Source organism: Mycobacterium sp. SMC-4 (assembly GCF_050205565.1).
Classification (GTDB): Bacteria; Actinomycetota; Actinomycetes; order Mycobacteriales; family Mycobacteriaceae; genus Mycobacterium.
Genome location: NZ_JBNMQU010000007.1, coordinates 116,947 through 133,772, shown reverse-complemented (window position 1 = coordinate 133,772; position 16,826 = coordinate 116,947). Strand labels below are relative to the sequence as shown.

At 66.5% G+C, this 16,826-nt stretch carries 15 protein-coding genes and 1 pseudogene; 11 read left to right on the top strand and 5 right to left on the bottom strand.

All coding sequences use genetic code 11. The features are described 5' to 3' along the window. Window positions 1–4: 4 nt before the first annotated feature. Window positions 5–448 carry a TIGR03618 family F420-dependent PPOX class oxidoreductase gene (locus tag ACQI46_RS14075; protein ID WP_427094626.1) on the bottom strand — a complete coding sequence of 148 codons (444 nt, stop codon included), beginning with the start codon at window positions 446–448 and terminating at the stop codon, window positions 5–7. Between the two features lie 320 nt (window positions 449–768). On the opposite strand from ACQI46_RS14075, the gene clpX reads away from it, so the two are divergent. Further along, window positions 769–2,049: an ATP-dependent Clp protease ATP-binding subunit ClpX gene (gene clpX, locus ACQI46_RS14070; protein WP_427094625.1), complete on the top strand. Its 1,281-nt coding sequence runs from the start codon at window positions 769–771 to the stop codon at window positions 2,047–2,049. An 84-nt stretch (window positions 2,050–2,133) separates the two neighbouring features. On the opposite strand, the gene fdhD is transcribed toward clpX, so the two are convergent. Beyond that, on the bottom strand, window positions 2,134–2,970 hold the full coding sequence (fdhD, locus tag ACQI46_RS14065) for a formate dehydrogenase accessory sulfurtransferase FdhD (RefSeq protein ID WP_427094624.1): 837 nt from the start codon (window positions 2,968–2,970) through the stop codon (window positions 2,134–2,136). Between the two features lie 153 nt (window positions 2,971–3,123). Between fdhD and ACQI46_RS14060 the strand changes: the two genes are divergently transcribed. The 6 genes and pseudogenes from ACQI46_RS14060 to ACQI46_RS14035 all read left to right on the top strand — a co-directional run bounded on the left by ACQI46_RS14060 (window position 3,124) and on the right by ACQI46_RS14035 (window position 9,281). After that, the gene (locus ACQI46_RS14060) at window positions 3,124–3,273 is read left to right on the top strand and encodes a hypothetical protein (protein ID WP_427094623.1); all 150 of its coding nucleotides are present in this window, start codon (window positions 3,124–3,126) and stop codon (window positions 3,271–3,273) included. 373 nt (window positions 3,274–3,646) lie between these two features. Next, the gene (locus ACQI46_RS14055; protein ID WP_427094622.1) at window positions 3,647–5,605 is read left to right on the top strand and encodes a 2-oxoacid:acceptor oxidoreductase subunit alpha; all 1,959 of its coding nucleotides are present in this window, start codon (window positions 3,647–3,649) and stop codon (window positions 5,603–5,605) included. Then, window positions 5,602–6,687, top strand: coding sequence for a 2-oxoacid:ferredoxin oxidoreductase subunit beta (locus tag ACQI46_RS14050; protein WP_427094621.1), 1,086 nt, complete (start codon window positions 5,602–5,604; stop codon window positions 6,685–6,687). The genes ACQI46_RS14055 and ACQI46_RS14050 overlap by 4 nt, the downstream gene beginning before the upstream one ends. A gap of 43 nt (window positions 6,688–6,730) precedes the next feature. Then, window positions 6,731–7,336 (top strand): molybdenum cofactor guanylyltransferase, encoded by a 606-nt coding sequence (gene mobA / locus ACQI46_RS14045; RefSeq protein WP_427094620.1) that lies wholly within the window; start codon window positions 6,731–6,733, stop codon window positions 7,334–7,336. Window positions 7,337–8,337: 1,001 nt separating this feature from the next. Beyond that, a pseudogene (locus ACQI46_RS14040) lies at window positions 8,338–8,571 on the top strand (transglycosylase family protein); the annotation flags it as partial. 221 nt (window positions 8,572–8,792) lie between these two features. Then, window positions 8,793–9,281 carry a transglycosylase family protein gene (locus tag ACQI46_RS14035; protein WP_427094619.1) on the top strand — a complete coding sequence of 163 codons (489 nt, stop codon included), beginning with the start codon at window positions 8,793–8,795 and terminating at the stop codon, window positions 9,279–9,281. Here the strand turns inward: ACQI46_RS14035 and ACQI46_RS14030 are convergent. Further along, a complete protein-coding gene (locus ACQI46_RS14030; protein ID WP_427094618.1) occupies window positions 9,259–10,437 on the bottom strand; it encodes an FAD-dependent oxidoreductase in 1,179 nt (392 codons plus the stop codon). The two genes, ACQI46_RS14035 and ACQI46_RS14030, sit on opposite strands and share 23 nt — an antisense overlap. Before the next feature lie 119 nt (window positions 10,438–10,556). Here ACQI46_RS14030 and ACQI46_RS14025 point away from each other — a divergent pair, with 119 nt between their 5' ends. From ACQI46_RS14025 to ACQI46_RS14015, 3 genes are read left to right on the top strand one after another with little or no spacing between them, the layout of a single operon-like run. Continuing rightward, window positions 10,557–11,099, top strand: coding sequence for a dimethylamine monooxygenase subunit DmmA family protein (locus ACQI46_RS14025; protein ID WP_427094617.1), 543 nt, complete (start codon window positions 10,557–10,559; stop codon window positions 11,097–11,099). Continuing rightward, complete coding sequence (locus tag ACQI46_RS14020) at window positions 11,096–12,046, top strand: PDR/VanB family oxidoreductase (RefSeq protein WP_427094616.1); 951 nt, start codon at window positions 11,096–11,098, stop codon at window positions 12,044–12,046. The genes ACQI46_RS14025 and ACQI46_RS14020 overlap by 4 nt, the downstream gene beginning before the upstream one ends. After that, window positions 12,043–13,026 carry a heme-dependent oxidative N-demethylase family protein gene (locus ACQI46_RS14015; protein WP_427094615.1) on the top strand — a complete coding sequence of 328 codons (984 nt, stop codon included), beginning with the start codon at window positions 12,043–12,045 and terminating at the stop codon, window positions 13,024–13,026. The genes ACQI46_RS14020 and ACQI46_RS14015 overlap by 4 nt, the downstream gene beginning before the upstream one ends. Window positions 13,027–13,085: 59 nt before the next feature. On the opposite strand, the gene ACQI46_RS14010 is transcribed toward ACQI46_RS14015, so the two are convergent. Both ACQI46_RS14010 and ACQI46_RS14005 read right to left on the bottom strand, forming a co-directional pair. After that, window positions 13,086–13,304 (bottom strand): hypothetical protein, encoded by a 219-nt coding sequence (locus tag ACQI46_RS14010; RefSeq protein ID WP_427094614.1) that lies wholly within the window; start codon window positions 13,302–13,304, stop codon window positions 13,086–13,088. Continuing rightward, entirely contained in the window at window positions 13,305–14,639 is a 1,335-nt protein-coding gene (locus ACQI46_RS14005; RefSeq protein WP_427094613.1) for an ammonium transporter, read from the bottom strand. It abuts the gene before it with no gap. Between the two features lie 170 nt (window positions 14,640–14,809). Here ACQI46_RS14005 and ACQI46_RS14000 point away from each other — a divergent pair, with 170 nt between their 5' ends. Then, window positions 14,810–16,819, top strand: a complete 2,010-nt coding sequence (locus tag ACQI46_RS14000; RefSeq protein ID WP_427094612.1) for a prolyl oligopeptidase family serine peptidase — start codon at window positions 14,810–14,812, stop codon at window positions 16,817–16,819. The last annotated feature ends 7 nt before the right edge of the window (window positions 16,820–16,826 follow it).

The window sequence follows — 16,826 nt, the reverse complement described above, 5'->3', positions numbered from 1 at the left end:
CCGGTCACCCGTTGCTGTAGATCCTCGTCGGAGTGATGAGGACGGCCGTGCGACGCTGTTCGCGCATCGTGCGGTCGTAGGCGTCCCAGTCGTCGTGGGTGCCGCCTGCTGCGGTGAAGATGTCCCGCAGCAGGCGGGCCAGCGCGTCGTCGGAAACCAACCACGGCTGCGGGTCGTCCGGGCCGACCAGTTCGGCGGTGCCCTCGACGGCGGCCCACTGCCAGCCCCGGCGGAACGTCGCGGTGATCTGTGGGCGCGACCGCAGGTTGGTCAACTTCACCCGGCCGTAGGTCACGAATCCGAGGACCGGCTCGCCGGACGACGGATGAGGTAGCGGCCCGGCATTGATCAGTGACGACTGGATGGTCAGGTCCGCGCGCAGCGTCGACACCACGGCCAGTCCGTTGTCGTTGCGGGCCAAGGCGAAGGCGTCGGCGAGGGTGGTCATGCCGCAGAGTATCGCCGACCGAGCCGACGGCCACCGGCGATCACAGAACCGTTTGCCGGGTGGTCGCTGCCCGCTTGGGTACTCTCGGTCGGGTAACGGCGGCGACACGCCAGAGACACGGTGTGCGTTGCAGGACCCTCCCGGATGGATCAGGCGATATGTTGTCGCCACCACAGCTGAATACCACCGGCGCTATTCGGGTTATCGGTCGCACAGCGACGGAGACAGCAGGTAGCGTCGAGGCAACACCTAAGACGTCCCGGTGCACGCCACCGAAACGATGGACAATCGACGGCGACAGGAAGTAGGACCCCAACACCATGGCACGCATTGGAGATGGCGGCGACCTGCTGAAGTGCTCGTTCTGCGGCAAGAGTCAGAAGCAGGTGAAGAAGCTCATCGCCGGCCCCGGTGTCTACATCTGCGATGAGTGCATCGACCTGTGCAACGAGATCATCGAAGAGGAGCTGGCCGACGCCGACGACGTCAAGCTCGACGAGCTGCCGAAGCCGGCCGAGATCCGGGAGTTCCTCGAGGGTTATGTCATCGGCCAGGACACGGCCAAGCGCACCCTTGCTGTGGCGGTCTACAACCACTACAAGCGCATCCAGGCCGGCGAGAAGTCGCGTGACTCCCGCTCGGAGCCCGTCGAGTTGGCCAAGTCCAACATCTTGATGCTCGGCCCCACCGGCTGCGGCAAGACCTACCTGGCGCAGACGCTGGCCAAGATGCTCAACGTCCCGTTCGCCATCGCGGACGCGACGGCACTCACCGAGGCCGGCTACGTCGGTGAGGACGTCGAGAACATCCTCCTCAAGCTCATCCAGGCCGCCGACTACGACGTCAAGCGCGCCGAGACCGGCATCATCTACATCGACGAGGTCGACAAGATCGCCCGCAAGAGCGAGAACCCGTCGATCACCCGCGACGTCTCCGGTGAGGGTGTGCAGCAGGCGCTGCTGAAGATCCTGGAGGGCACGCAGGCGTCGGTGCCCCCGCAGGGCGGACGCAAGCATCCGCATCAGGAGTTCATCCAGATCGACACCACCAACGTGTTGTTCATCGTCGCCGGGGCGTTCGCCGGTCTGGAGAAGATCGTGTCCGACCGCGTCGGCAAGCGGGGCCTGGGCTTCGGCGCCGAGGTGCACTCGAAGGCCGACATCGACACGCAGGACCACTTCGCCGAGGTCATGCCCGAGGACCTGATCAAGTTCGGTCTCATCCCGGAGTTCATCGGTCGTCTGCCCGTGGTCGCCTCGGTGACGAATCTGGACAAGGACTCGCTGGTCCAGATCCTGTCCAAGCCGAAGAACGCGCTGGTCAAGCAGTACACCCGCCTTTTCGAGATGGACGGTGTGGAGCTGGAGTTCACCCAGGACGCGCTCGAGGCGATCGCCGATCAGGCCATTCACCGCGGCACGGGTGCACGCGGGCTGCGCGCCATCATGGAGGAAGTCTTGCTGCCGGTGATGTACGACATCCCGAGCCGCGACGACGTCGCCAAGGTGGTCGTGACCAAGGAGACCGTCGAGGACAACGTGTTGCCGACGATCGTGCCGCGCAAGCCGTCGCGCAGCGAGCGTCGCGACAAGACCGCCTGACGACGACTTTTCAGGCGAAGGTGCACTGATCGTCGCTCAGCCCGGTGGCTGACGACGGTGGGTGCACTTTCGTCGTCTGGTACCTCAGACCGCGACGCGGTCCGCCCGGGTATAGACGTTCATCGATTCGCCGCGTAGGAACGCCACCAGCGTCAGACCGGACTGAGCCGCCAGGTCGACGGCCAGTGAGGACGGCGCCGACACGGCGGCCAGGATCGGGATGCCCGCCATCACCGCCTTCTGGGTGAGCTCGAAGGATGCGCGACCGCTGACGAGCAGCACGGCACCCGCCAGTGGGATGCGTCCCTGCTCCAGTGCCCAGCCGATGACCTTGTCGACGGCGTTGTGTCGGCCGATGTCCTCGCGGACGACCAGCGTGGTGCCGTCGGATGTGAACAGCGCTGCGCCGTGCAGGCCTCCGGTGGCCGCGAACACCTTCTGGGCCTTCCGCAGCTTGTCCGGTAGGGCGGCCAGAGTCTCCACGGTGACCGTCGCGGGATCGTCGCCGGGGGAGTGCCGACTGATCAGCTCGACGGCGTCCAGCGACGCCTTTCCGCAGACGCCGCACGACGACGTCGTGTAGAAGTTGCGGGTCGGGTCGACCGCGGGTGGGGGCACGCCGGGCGCCAACGTCACGTCGAGCACGTTGTAGGTGTTCTGGGACAGTCCTGAGCCGTCCTCCACGGCGCCGCGGCAGTAGCGCACCGACGCGATGTCCTCACGGCGGCCGACGACGCCCTCGGTCAGCAGGAACCCCTGTGCCAGTTCGACGTCCGACCCGGGAGTGCGCATGGTGACGGTGATCGGGGCCCCGTTGACGCGGATCTCCAAGGGTTCTTCGACCACGAGTGTCTCGGGGCGGGCCACGGCGGTATCGGCGGTGACATGGTGAATGCGCCGGCGTGCCGTCACGCGGCCCATCTAGCGCATCCTCGCGTCGGATTCGATGGTGTGGCTGGGGAGCATGCGTCCATTGTGGCGTCCGCCCGCACCGACGAATGTTCATGGGTCCGACACCCTCCTGTGACCGCGCTCGCAAGGCCGCCCGTACCTCTGCGCGGCACAATGAACGGCATGGACCGCGACCTCGATTCGTCCGCGAACGTGCCCGTGTGGCGCGATCCGCTGTCGGCGGGATGGCGTGCGCACCGCGGACTGTTGCTCCTGCGGCTGCGTTGGCACGAGCGCAGGACGGTGGTCGTCGAGCAGGCGGATCCGTCCTGAGATTTGCCGACGCCCGCCGGGCAGGACGGGCCGGCAAGCCTGCGACCTGCTGGGAAGGCGCCGGCTGCCGCCTACTGGCAGGTAACGTTTTCTAAGAGATGCGCATCCACACGACGTGTCGCATCGACGTGACGAACAACACACTTTTGTCTCATTGTGTTGTGCAGGATGCCCATTGAACAGTGTGTTTGGGTAGTGGCCACCGGCGAATCCGGGGCGCGTCCGGTATAGGGCAGCCTTAAAGAAGTGCCATAATCGGTACTGGCAGTGACACCAAACTCTGGTGCGGTCCACACGACGGCGCATCGCAGTGACTGCGACTCGATGGGCAATTGCCAAAAACTTGAGCCGAGCAGCAACGGAAGGCAGGCGAGTGGGAGAGAACGGCGGCGCGTCCCGAGCGCCTCGGCAGAAGCTGGAAAAGGTCGTCATTCGATTCGCCGGTGACTCCGGCGACGGTATGCAGCTGACCGGTGACCGATTCACCTCGGAAGCTGCACTCTTCGGCAACGACCTGGCGACGCAGCCCAACTACCCGGCAGAGATCCGCGCCCCTCAGGGCACACTGCCGGGCGTTTCGTCGTTCCAGATCCAGATCGCCGACTACGACATCCTGACCGCGGGCGACCGCCCCGACGTGCTGGTGGCCATGAACCCGGCGGCGTTGAAGGCGAACGTATCCGACCTGCCGCGTGGCGGGCTGATCATCGCCAACTCCGACGAGTTCACCAAGCGCAACCTGGCGAAGGTCGGCTACGACGCCAACCCGCTCGAGAACGATGAGCTGTCCGACTACGTCGTGCAGGCGGTCGCCATGACCACGCTGACGCTCGGCGCTGTCGAGTCCATCGGCGCCAGCAAGAAGGACGGCCAGCGCGCCAAGAACATGTTCGCGTTGGGTCTGCTGTCGTGGATGTACGGCCGCGAACTCGAGCACAGCGAGGCGTTCATCCGCGAGAAGTTCGCCCGCAAGCCGGAGATCGCCGAAGCCAACGTGCTGGCGCTGAAGGCCGGCTGGAACTACGGCGAGACCACCGAGGCGTTCGGCACCACCTACGAGGTGGCGCCGGCCCGGCTCAAGACCGGCGAGTACCGCCAGATCTCGGGGAACACCGCGCTGGCCTACGGCATCGTCGCGGCCGGACAGCTCGCCGACCTGCAGGTCGTGCTCGGCACCTACCCGATCACACCGGCGTCGGACATCCTGCACGAGCTGTCCAAGCACAAGAACTTCAATGTGATGACGTTCCAGGCCGAGGACGAGATCGCCGGCATCGGCGCGGCCATCGGCGCCTCCTACGGCGGCGCTCTGGGCGTCACCAGCACGTCGGGTCCGGGCATCTCGCTCAAGTCGGAGGCCATCGGCCTGGCGGTGATGACCGAGCTGCCCCTGATCGTCATCGACGTGCAGCGCGGCGGACCCTCGACCGGCCTACCGACCAAGACCGAGCAGGCCGACCTGCTGCAGGCCATGTTCGGGCGTAACGGCGAATCGCCGGTCGCGGTGCTGGCTCCGCGGTCGCCTTCGGACTGCTTCGACATCGCGGTGGAGGCCGCACGGATCGCGATCAACTACCACACCCCGGTGATGATCCTGTCCGACGGCGCGATCGCCAACGGTTCGGAGCCGTGGCGCATTCCGGACATCACGGACTACGAGGCCATCGAGCACACCTTCGCCAAGGAGGGTGAGCCCTTCGCGCCGTACGCCCGCGACCCGGAGACGCTGGCCCGTCAGTTCGCCGTGCCTGGCACACCCGGTCTGGCCCACCGCATCGGCGGCCTGGAGTCGGCGAACGGCTCGGGCAACATCTCCTACGAGCCGAAGAACCACGACCTGATGGTGCGGTTGCGCCAGGAGAAGATCGCCGGGATCAAGGTGGCCGACCTCGAGGTCGACGATCCCACCGGCGATGCGGACCTGTTGATGCTCGGTTGGGGCAGCAGCTACGGCCCGATCGGCGAAGCCTGCCGGCGCGCCCGGCGCAAGGGCATCAAGGTTGCCCATGCGCAGCTGCGGCACCTGAACCCGTTCCCGGCCAACCTCGGCGAGGTGCTCAACAAGTACTCCAAGGTCGTGGTGCCGGAGATGAACCTGGGTCAGCTGGCCCTGCTGCTGCGCGGTCGGTACCTCGTCGACGTGCAGTCGGTGACCAAGGTCGAAGGCATGGCCTTCCTTGCCGACGAGGTTGAGGGCATCATCGATGCCGCACTCGAGGGGACGCTCGGGGAGAAGGAAAACGAGAAAGCCAAGTTCGCACGGCTGGCCGCCGCCACCATCGAGGTGCCGGCTGCCGCTGCCGATGCGACGGGTGTGGGAGCGAACGCATGACTGACCTGATCGGCCACGACCATCGAGACCTGGGTCTGACGCCTCTGACGAAGACCAGCCTGGTGCCCACCACGGACCAGCCGCAGAAGGCCAAGGACTTCACCAGCGACCAGGAAGTCCGCTGGTGCCCGGGGTGCGGTGACTACGTCATCCTCAACACGATCCGCAACTTCCTGCCCGAGCTGGGGCTGCGCCGCGAGAACATCACGTTCGTCAGCGGCATCGGCTGCTCGAGTCGGTTCCCGTACTACCTGGAGACCTACGGCTTCCACTCGATCCACGGGCGTGCCCCGACGATCGCGACCGGGCTCGCGCTGGCGCGTCCCGACCTGTCGGTGTGGGTGGTCACCGGTGACGGCGACTCCCTCTCGATCGGTGGTAACCACCTGATCCACGCGCTGCGTCGCAACGTCAACATCACGATCCTGTTGTTCAACAACCGGATCTACGGTTTGACCAAGGGTCAGTACTCGCCGACCTCTGAGGTCGGCAAGGTCACCAAGTCGACGCCGATGGGATCGCTGGATCATCCGTTCAACCCGGTGTCGCTGGCGTTGGGTTCGGAAGCCACGTTCGTGGGTCGCGCGCTGGACTCCGACCGCAAGGGCCTGTCCGAGGTGCTGCGCGGTGCCGCACAGCACCGCGGCGCCGCCCTGGTGGAGATCATGCAGGACTGCCCGATCTTCAACGACGGATCCTTCGACGCGCTGCGCAAGGAAGGTGCCGAGGACCGGCTGATCAACCTCACCCACGGTGAGCCGATCACGTTCGGCACCGACGGTGCGTACGCCGTGGTGAAGTCCGGGTTCGGCCTGGAGATCGCCAAGACCGCCGACGTGCCGGCCGACCAGATCGTGGTGCACGACGCCACCATCGAGGACCCGGCATACGCCTTCGCGCTGTCGCGGCTGAGCGAGCAGAACCTCGATCACATGGTCATGGGTATCTTCCGTCAGGTCAGCAAGCCGACCTACGATGACGCCGCCCGCGAGCAGATCGCCACCGCGCGCGAGTCCCGGGCACACGACCAGGGCGCCCTGCAGGCGCTGCTGCGCGGCAAGGACACGTGGACGGTCGACTGATCGGCTAACGTCCCAACGCGGTTCGGTGGGTTAACGTCACCGTGTGACGTCCTCGCTGCCATTGGCCGCCGTGGTGCTGGCCGGGGGCGCCTCCAGGCGCATGGGCCGTGACAAAGCCACCCTTCCGGTGGCCACCTCATCGGGCAGCGTCACGATGGTCGAGCGCGTGGTCGACGTCGTCGCGGCGCGCTGCAGCCCCGTCTTCGTCATCGCCGCTCCGGGCCAGGCCCTGCCCGAGCTGCCCGCCGCGTCTGTTTTGCGTGATCAGGTCCGCGGCGTCGGCCCGCTGCTGGCGACGGGCGCAGGCCTGCGCGCTGCCGAACAGGCGGGTCTCGAGTATGCCTTCGTCTGCGCCGTGGACATGCCGCTGCTGAGCGCTGACATCATCGACGTCCTCAGCGAGCCGGCCCGTCGCCTGCGTGTCGACGCGGTGCTGCCCTGGGACGGTCGTGACCACTATCTGGCCGGAATCTATCGCACCGCGCTCAGCGCTACGGTGACCGACCTCATCGACGCGGGGCACCGCAGCATGCGCTCACTGGTCGATCGTGTCGACACCCAACGCATCGTGCTGCCCGAGCAGCCGGCCTTGACCAACGTCAACACCGCGGCGGATCTCGCCGCTGTCGAACCTCCCAGCTTGACCTAGCAAATTAGAAATTCAATAATGGCGGAATTCGGTCATCCAAATTGCGAATTAGTATGGTAAATACTGTCGAGATGTTTCCGAAATAATCTGCTCCAGGCCGCGTGCGGAGCGTCTGGAGGTTGGTCCCGCCTCTGAGCTAAGCGTACGGTCGAATACCGCTGTACCGCAATGGGATTCGTGCTCGCCCTGCTGGAGTTCGGCGAGGCCGGGAAGTCCAAGACGAGTGATGAAGTCGTGCCCGACAGCGCAATTGCGCGTTGACGATGACCACCGATGTGGCGAACGGAATATCGAAACGGTCGGCGCACCAACGGAACTCGTTCTCATGCGTCGAGGAAGCGATGGCCCGCAACAGATTTCGCGATGACATCGATGGAGTCTCAGCGAACCGCATCGTCTGCCGAGCGGGGCTCTCTGGCGCGTGATTTTCGGGTGCACGACGGTGTTTTGGGTGCCGCTAGCCGCATTTCGCCATGATCAAGCGTGCGCTGGCTCACATTTCGGCCGTGATTTGAGTCACGTTGATGGGGTGCCGTACCGAAACGAACGGTCGCGTAAAACCCGGCGATGACCAGCGGAGACATGTCTCTATTTCGGTCGTGATCATTCCGTGATCTGTACGTGACACCTGTCGAGGCCGACATGACTTTGCTTCGAACGCTTTGTACGGTCCAAACCGGCTCAAACAAGAGCAAATAACCCAAAACCACGAACCAGCGTGTGTGGGGCACCGCGAGTGGCTGTGAGCCTCCGCGGCGTCGGACCTGAAGGCCCGGCGGGTTGCCGACCCACCCAGTTGCGCCTGACCGAGACGGCGCGACCTGACCACAGGCCTGAGGACAGGCAGTGCGGACCGCGTATGTGCGCGGCCGTTCGTTGGCATGCGCTCGGCGAAAGGATCGAAGTTGAAGAACATCCGCAAGACCCTTGGACTGGCCACCTTCGCGGGCGCCCTCGCTGTGGCGCCGTTGGTGACCGGGCTGGCGGCGGGAACGGCCAACGCGGACAGCGTCAACTGGGACGCGGTGGCCGCGTGTGAGTCCGGCGGGAACTGGGCCATCAACACCGGCAACGGTTACTACGGCGGACTGCAGTTCACCATGAGCACCTGGCAGTCCAACGGTGGCTCGGGTTCGCCGCACAACGCCAGCCGTGAAGAGCAGATCCGGGTGGCGGAGAATGTGTTGCAGACGCAGGGCATCGGTGCATGGCCGACCTGCGGCTCGCGCGGCTGATCTTTTCAGCGGACGCGAACAAGAAGGCGGTGCCGGCATCACGCCGGCACCGCCTCTTGTTTCTCAGTGGTCTCTTATGTCAGATAAGCAACGCCTAAAACTTTCGCACCTCAGGTAACACGTGATGTGAGTCACCCGACAGACCGGACAACCGCAGCGTGAGAACGCAACACCACCTCACTCGCGGACCTTGAGTCACACGGTCGGGGAAGGACCGCACGATGAACATCAGAAAGCTTGTCACGAAGGGCCTCATGGCCACCGCACTCTCCGGAGCGTTCGCCATCGTTCCGATGGCCCTCGGGGATTCCACGGCCACCGCCCACGCTGACTCGGTCAACTGGGACGCCATCGCGCACTGCGAGTCCGGCGGCAACTGGGCCGTCAACACCGGCAACGGCCACTACGGCGGCCTGCAGTTCAAGCCGGCCACCTGGGCGGCCAACGGCGGCCAGGGCAACCCTGCGACGGCCACGCGCTCCGAGCAGATCCGCGTGGCGGAGAACGTCCTGCGTACCCAAGGCCTCAAAGCCTGGCCGAAGTGCGGTCCGAAAGGCCTGACCGCCGCAGGCTGGAATCAGGCGCCCGCGCCGGCCACCACCCCGGTGCGCGCGAACGGGTGTGCGGGAATGCCGACCTCGGTGTTCGGCGGCATCGTGGATCTGCGCAAGATGTGCACCGCGATCTTCATGCCCCGCGCTGCCCGGTGACGACCGCCGGCGTGGGCAGCCGGAACGCTCTCCGCGCCGCGATGGACGACAGATGAGTAGTCACCACCGCCTCGGGAATCAGGGCTGACGCGCGACTGGCGGCGCCGCTGAGCGCCGCGGGCCGCAGGTTCACCACCCGTCCGATCAACGCCGACTCCCGCACCAGCGGCAGGACCCGTCGCCGCCGGAACCGCGCGAACCGCTCGAACGCCACCGGCAGATCGGTCCCCGGCGCCGCGAAGCGGGCCAGGATCACCGCGTCCTCGATGCCCTGACAACCACCCTGGCCGAGATGCGGTCGCATCGGATGGGCGGCATCGCCGACGAGGACCACCGGTCCGCGCGCCCATCGCCGCGCCTGAGCGCGGTCGTAGAGATCGTTGCGCAGCAGGTCGGCAGGGGGAGTGGAGTCGATCAGCGCGGGGATCGGGTCGGCCCATCCGGCGAACTTGCGGCGCAGGTAGGGAAGCTCTCCCTCAGGGGCGCTGCTGTTCTCCGCCGCCCGCTCGGTCGCGAACCAATAGGTGTACTCGTCCCCGAGTGGCACGTGACCGAACTCGGCGCCCGCACCCATCGTCTCCCCGGACAGCTCGGGATCCAGGGGATGGGCGGCCACCCCGCGCCAGGCGGTGTAGCCGACGTAACGGCTGCGCAGTGGTCCGTTGAGTGCCTTTGCGAGAACCGAACCGACGCCGTCCGCCCCGATCGCGGCATCCGCATGCTCGACGCGACCGTCGGCGGTGATCAACCGAACCGATGATTCGGTGAGCGTCACCCCGGTGACCGACACGCCGGTGCGCACCGCGTCCTCGGGCAGGCCTGCGCGCAGGATGTCGGTCAGCGCCGCCCGACGGATCACCACCAGCGGTTCCCCGAGGGCGGTGACCATGCGCTGCGCAGCCGGTCGGCGCAGCCACGACCCGTCGCGCCACCGCAGCGCGCCGGCACTGACCCGTCCGCCGGCGTCGCGCACGGCGTCACCGAGGCCCAGCTCGTCCAGCGCGGCCAGCGCGTTGGGCCAGATGCTGATCCCCGCTCCGCTGCTGAGGTCCGTGCGCTGCTCGAGGACCGACACCTCGTGGCCCGCCTGACGCAGCGCCACCGCCGTCGTCAACCCAGCGATGCCCGCGCCGACGACGACAATCCGTGCTGCCATGGCACGGACCCTATCCAGTCGAACCGTCAAACGGATGAGACAGCACGGTCATCCACACGAAACGCACCGCTGGTTTCCTGAACGGCAACCATGTCAACTGTCGGTGTTCCGGAGGAGTCGTGAGACCTGCGCTCGAACTGACCAGTGTGCCCGTCTGGGCGACGACCACCAGTCGCCCCGCCGCTGACCTGTCCGGTCGGAGCTGGACGATCATCGCGATCGGCGCCGACGGAATCCAGGTGGCGCGACAGTGGCAGCGCGAAATCGGCGACAGCGCAGTCGATTTCCGTGGGCGCATATACGAACTGGCCGACGACGGCGGCGATGCCGCCTGCGAGGTACTGCGCGCCGACTCATCCGCTGCCCGGGTGGGGTGGCGGCTGATGGTCGCGGGCCCCGCGCACGCGTGCCTGAAGGTGCGCGCCGAAGCCGTCACCGCCGGGGTGGCCGACGACGAGATCACCGTAGCCACCACCGAGACCAACCGCCGCGCCGTCCAGTGCGCCCACTGTCGAACCGTCACCGTCGCCGTCGTCGATGTGGAAGAGGTCGTGGTCTGCGACGGGTGCGCTCGCAATCTGTTTGTGCACTACCATGTTTCGCGTCGGCAAGGCGCCCATCTCGGGTACATGCTCGACGCCGAAGAGCAGGTCGCGCTGTGAGCACTCTGAAACTCACCGTCGCGGCCATCGACGACTCCGTCGACGCAGTCCGGACACTGACCCTCACCCATGCCGACGAAGCTGCCCTGCCGTCGTTCGCCCCGGGCAGCCACATCGTCATCGAATGCGGAGGACCGGGTGCCCCCGCGAACGCGTACTCGTTGACCGGTGACGGGACCGCGCCAGCGGCCTATGTCATCTCGGTACTGCGCAGCGGGAACGACGACTCGCGCAGCGGATCGCGTTGGATCCATGACGAGCTCACCGTGGGAGACACCGTGCTCGCACGGCCACCACGCAGCGCGTTCGCTCCGGTGCTCCGCGCCCGCCGTCACCTCTTGGTGGCAGCCGGAATCGGTATCACCCCGATGGTCTCGCATCTCCGCTTTGCCCGGAGATGGGGACACGACGCACGTCTGCTCTACCTCCATCGCCCCGGCCGTGGGGTTCATGCCGATACGGCTCGCCGGCTCACCGAGCATGCGTCGATACACACCGACCGCGCATCGTTCCTCGCCGAGCTGACCGCTGAGCTGGGGGATCAACCGCTGGGCACCCACCTGTATGTCTGTGGCCCGGCCGCCTTCATCGAGTCTGTCACCGCGGCCGCGACCATGCACGGGTGGCCGCAGAGCCGCATCCACGTCGAGCGTTTCGGCGCCGATGCGCTCGATCCGGGCGAACCGTTCGAGGTGAGGTTGTCGTCCACCGGGACGGCGCTGACCGTCGACTCCGGGGTGTCGCTGCTCGACGCGCTCGAAAGCCGTGGCATCGCCGTACCCAGCCTGTGCCGGCGCGGTGTGTGCGGGGAATGTCGAATCCCGGTGGTGCGCGGCGTCATCAACCACCGCGACCTGTATCTGACCGATGACGAGAAGGAGGTGGGCAACGTGATGATGGCCTGCGTGTCCCGGGCGCACGGCGGCAGTCTGGAGCTGGCCCTGTGATCTCCGCCGCCGACCTGTGCGAGGCGTTCCCGTTTCCCTTCACCGCCGACCAGTACCGCTACAGCACCAATGTCGAGCCGGCCGGTGCGGCAGTACTCACCCCGGCTGGGCGCTGGGGAGAGCGGGTCGTCGACATCGACAGCGAATACGAAACCGAATTGGCCGAGCGTGCAGCAATTCTGGCAGCGGATCCCACGAGGTGCACGGTGCTGCCGCACATGCGACCGGCGTGTTGGGACACGATGCTGCACCTGATGCGGGAGATGGCCGCAGCGTATCCGGACACCATGTCGCTGCAACGGCACGGTTCAGGATGGCGGTGGCGCAACGAACGACTGGGCATCGTCCAGGATTTCGTCGTCGGTGACGAGGACACCCTGCCGGCGCCGCCGTTGGCCTACATCGCCGGTCAGGTTCAGGAGGACATCGTCCTGCTCGATCAGCGCGACGGTGACCTGTTCGGCGATGCTGGGGTGGTCACGTTCGCGGCCGACTGGTCGTTCGGATTCGACGTGGGGATGACGTTCCTGGAGATTCACGGACCGGTGCCGCGGTTGCGGGAGACGGGTGTGATCACCCGCGCGCGGGAGTTCCTGCTGCGCCTGCAACCGGGGGAGACCTATCGGCGCACGAATTGGACCCTGACGATCGGTCGGCGCCTCGATGTTTCGACAGAGCGCTATCCCGAGTGGGGCCCGGACCGGACGGCGATCCGGTCGGTGTCCGACGAGCGGTTCGGGCAACTGGTGCATCTGCGGGTGGAGGTCCAGCATCTGATCCGGTTGCCGGAGTCCGGGTCGATCTGCTTTCTCATCCGCACCTATCTGCTGCCGCTGGCCGACCTCGCCCTGCACGAGCCGTGGCGGCAGCGTACGGCAGCGGTGCTCGCGGACCTGCCCGACGACATGGCCGAGTACAAGGGCATCATCGGCTACCGCGACCGGGCGGTGGCGTGGTTGCGCAACACCGGTCCGGACTGACTGGCGAGCAGACGCGAAATCGCCCAGATCCGAAGAGATCTGGGCGATTTCGCGTCTGCTCAGTAGGTGGTCGGCTCTCCTTCGGCCGCCGGTCCCGGTTCCACCGGCTGGTTCTCGATGATGGCCTTGTACGCCTTGCTCTCGTGGATGATCATCCGCACGAAGAACCCGACGAACAACAGCGCCGCCAGCAGGAAACAGAACCACACGCCGAACGAGTGGCCGCCGAAGGTGAACACGACGCCGGCATCCTCGTAGCTGTCGATCGGACTGAACACTTACTTCACCTCCAACATGCCGACGATCGCCTTGCTTCCGTTGACGGGCATGACCGTCACCGGGATGCCTTCGGGATACGGTGTTGCGGGCACTTCGCTCAGATCCAGCCCCTGTGCCTCCACTTCCTTCGGAATCCTCAGCAACCCCACCTTTTTCAGACCGAGCGAGACGAGATAGGCCGGAAGGAAGCCGAGAGCCGCGAAGACCAGCGCACCGACCGCTTGGCCCCACAGCGAAATCGACGGATTTCCACCGGTGTTGGGGTAGCCCCACAGGAACACGCCGGCCATCAGCACCGAGTACAGCCCGATGCCGCCGTGCACCGCCACTGCGCCCACGACATCGTCGATGCGGAACTTCTCCAGCAGCTTGCCGAGGTAGGGGATCAGTGCGCCGGCGCCGAGTGCGAGTACGAACGCCAGCGCCGGGTGGTAGAGGTCCATACCCGATGCCACGCCGATGATTCCGGCCAGGCCACCCGAAATCGTCCAGAACGGCTCACCGCGGGAGGTCAGGTACGCACCGATGATGCCGCCCGCCAAGCCCATCAGGGTGTTGAAGACGAACGCGCTCAGCGTCGTCGGGCTGGCATAGATGGTCGAAAACCCGTCGCCGGCGTAGATCACGCAGCCCATCAGGAATCCGAAGAAGCCGGTGAAGATCAGCATCAAGCCCAGCATCGTCAGCGGCAGGTTGTGCGGACGGATGGTCACTGCGGTGCCGTCGGGGAGGAACCGGCCGATTCTCGGACCGAGGTTGATCAGGATGCCCAGCGCGGCGAAACCGGCGATCATGTGTACGCATCCTGCGGCGCCGACGTCGTGAAACCCGAGTTTTGTCAGCATCCAACCGGCGCCGTGCCAGCCCCACGCCGCGCCGATGATCCAGGTCACTGACCCCACCATCACCGTCAGCACGAGGAAGCCGCTGGTCCGGATACGTTCGAGGACTGCGCCGGACATGATGGAACCGGTGGTCGCGGCGAACAACGCGAAAGCACCCCAGAAGATGCCGCTGGCCTGGTCTTCGAGGTTGGGGCCCATGTTGTCGCTCCACGGCAGCGCCGCCTTGGCGGCGTCGTTGAACTCGATGAAACCGCTGGGCATCGCGTTGTAGAGGAACCAGCCGACGAAGAAGAACGACGCGATGATCGTCGCCAGCGCCAAGAGGTTCTTCATGGCGGTGGCGAGCACGTTCTTCGACCTCGACGCCCCGACCTCGTAGGCGAGGAAGCCGGCGTGGATGAGCATCATCAACGCGATGGACATCCAGTAGAAGAACTCGTTGTTGACTGCCGTCATGGACGCAAGGGCGTCCTCGACTTCAGGTGTCAATGGGGACCTCCGGCGGGGCTGTGGGGTTTGCCGAGAGCGCGGTTTATCCGCAGTGCTCTCGAGGTACTGACGGTGTACGACGCTGACGCTAACCCCGCGAATGTGTCCCACCGGTCAAGGTGCGTTAACTTCGTGTGAAGTGATGCCGGGCAATGTGTTACGAAATCCTCATGGCCCCTGCTGCGAACGATCCCGCCGCCACCCCGTTCCATGAGCTCGACGACTTCCTGGCCCTACCCCGGGTGGCGGGCCTGGCCGTGTCCCCCGACGGAAGCCGGTTGGTCACCACGGTGTCGCAACTCAACGACAAGCGCACCGAATTCCGCAGTGCCATCTGGGAGCTCGACCCCGCAGGACGGCAACCCGCGCGCCGAATCACCTACGGCGCCAAAGGGGAATCCGCACCGCAGTTCACCGACAGCAACGACCTGCTCTTCCTGGCGGTGCGCTCGGACGAAGACGACGACGCCCCGCCCCGCTCACTGTGGCGGCTACCCGCCACCGGTGGTGAAGCCCGCGAAGAGGCCACGTTTCCCGGCGGTGTGGACCGTGCACTGCCGGCCCAGGCCGCGCCGACCCTGGTGATCGGTTCGTCGCTGCTTCCTGGCGCGACAACCCTCGGAGACGACGAGCGGCGGCGCACGCTGCGCAAAGACAACAAGGTCTCGGCCCTGCTGCACAGCGGCTATCCGGTGCGGTACTGGGACCACGACCTCGGCCCGGGGCGCGCGCACCTGTTCCGGACCGATGACAACGGGGACTTCGAGAACCTGACACCGGATGCCGGTGACGCTGTGCGGGAGGCGGACGTCGACGTCAGCCGTGACGGCACATTTCTGGTGACGACGTGGCGCCGACCCGCGCCGGGTGCCGCGCAGCGCAGCATCCTGGTCCGCATCGACCTCGCGACCGGCGACCGCGTCACCGTGGTCGACGACCCGGAGGCCGACATGGCCGCGCCGGCCATATCACCGGACGGGGCCGCCGTCGCCTACACCCGGGAGACCATCTCGACCCCGCAGCAGGCCCCGCGAATCACTCTGTGGCTCAAACGCTTCGATGACAGTGCTCCCGTCGAACTGACCGGCGACTGGGACCGCTGGCCCACCTCGGTGACCTGGTCGAGTGACGGGTCGTCGCTCATCGTCACCGCTGACGAGTACGGCCGCGGACCCATCTTCACCGTCGATCCGCAGACGGGGGCAGTGCAGCCGCTGGTCGCCGACGACCACACCTACACCGACGTGCGCGCAGCACCCGGTGGCGTGCTGTACGCGTTGCGCAGCTCCTACACCGCGCCCCCGCACCCGGTGCGCATCGACGCAGACGGCTCGGTGACGGTGCTTCCATGCGTGGACCCGCCGACCCTGCCCGGCAGCCTGACCGAGGTGACCGCCGAAACTCCCGACGGACACGTCGTCCGCTCCTGGCTGGTGCTGCCGCACGGCGAGGCACCAGCGCCCCTGTTGCTGTGGATCCACGGCGGACCGCTGGGCAGCTGGAACAGCTGGCACTGGCGGTGGAATCCCTGGGTGATGGCCGCCGCCGGCTACGCGGTCCTGCTGCCGGACCCGGCGCTGTCGACCGGATACGGCCAGCGGTTCATCCAGCGCGGCTGGGGTGCCTGGGGCGCGGCGCCGTACGACGACCTGATGGCCGCCACCGACGCCGCCTGTGCGCATCCCGGCGTCGATGCGACGCGCACCGCTGCGATGGGGGGCTCGTTCGGCGGCTACATGGCCAACTGGATCGCCGGTCACACCGACCGCTTCCGCGCGATCGTCACCCACGCCAGCCTGTGGGCGCTCGACCAATTCGGGCCGACCACCGACAGCGCCTACTGGTGGGCACGCGAGATGACACCGGCGATGGCCGCCGAGAACTCGCCGCACCAATATGTCGCCGACATCGTGACCCCGATGCTGGTGATCCACGGCGACAAGGACTACCGCGTGCCGATCGGCGAGGCGTTGCGGCTCTGGTACGAACTGCTCAGCGCGTCCGGGCTGCCGGCCGCCGACGACGGCACCACCGCCCACCGGTTCCTCTACTTCCCGTCTGAGAACCACTGGGTGCTGCAACCGCAGCACGCCAAGCTCTGGTACCAGGTGGTGCTGGCGTTTCTGGCCGGCCATGTCCTCGGCCAGAAGGACTGCCGGTGGCCGGAAATGCTGGAGTAGCGTCGAA

Excerpts from the sequence above, each read along its gene's own strand:
- ACQI46_RS14075 (WP_427094626.1), bottom strand. The coding sequence starts at position 448 with ATGACCACCCTCGCCGACGCCTTCGCCTTGGCCCGCAACGACAACGGA.
- clpX (WP_427094625.1), top strand. The coding sequence starts at position 769 with ATGGCACGCATTGGAGATGGCGGCGACCTGCTGAAGTGCTCGTTCTGC.
- fdhD (WP_427094624.1), bottom strand. The coding sequence starts at position 2,970 with ATGGGCCGCGTGACGGCACGCCGGCGCATTCACCATGTCACCGCCGAT.
- ACQI46_RS14060 (WP_427094623.1), top strand. The coding sequence starts at position 3,124 with ATGGACCGCGACCTCGATTCGTCCGCGAACGTGCCCGTGTGGCGCGAT.
- ACQI46_RS14050 (WP_427094621.1), top strand. The coding sequence starts at position 5,602 with ATGACTGACCTGATCGGCCACGACCATCGAGACCTGGGTCTGACGCCT.
- ACQI46_RS14035 (WP_427094619.1), top strand. The coding sequence starts at position 8,793 with ATGAACATCAGAAAGCTTGTCACGAAGGGCCTCATGGCCACCGCACTC.
- ACQI46_RS14030 (WP_427094618.1), bottom strand. The coding sequence starts at position 10,437 with ATGGCAGCACGGATTGTCGTCGTCGGCGCGGGCATCGCTGGGTTGACG.
- ACQI46_RS14000 (WP_427094612.1), top strand. The coding sequence starts at position 14,810 with ATGGCCCCTGCTGCGAACGATCCCGCCGCCACCCCGTTCCATGAGCTC.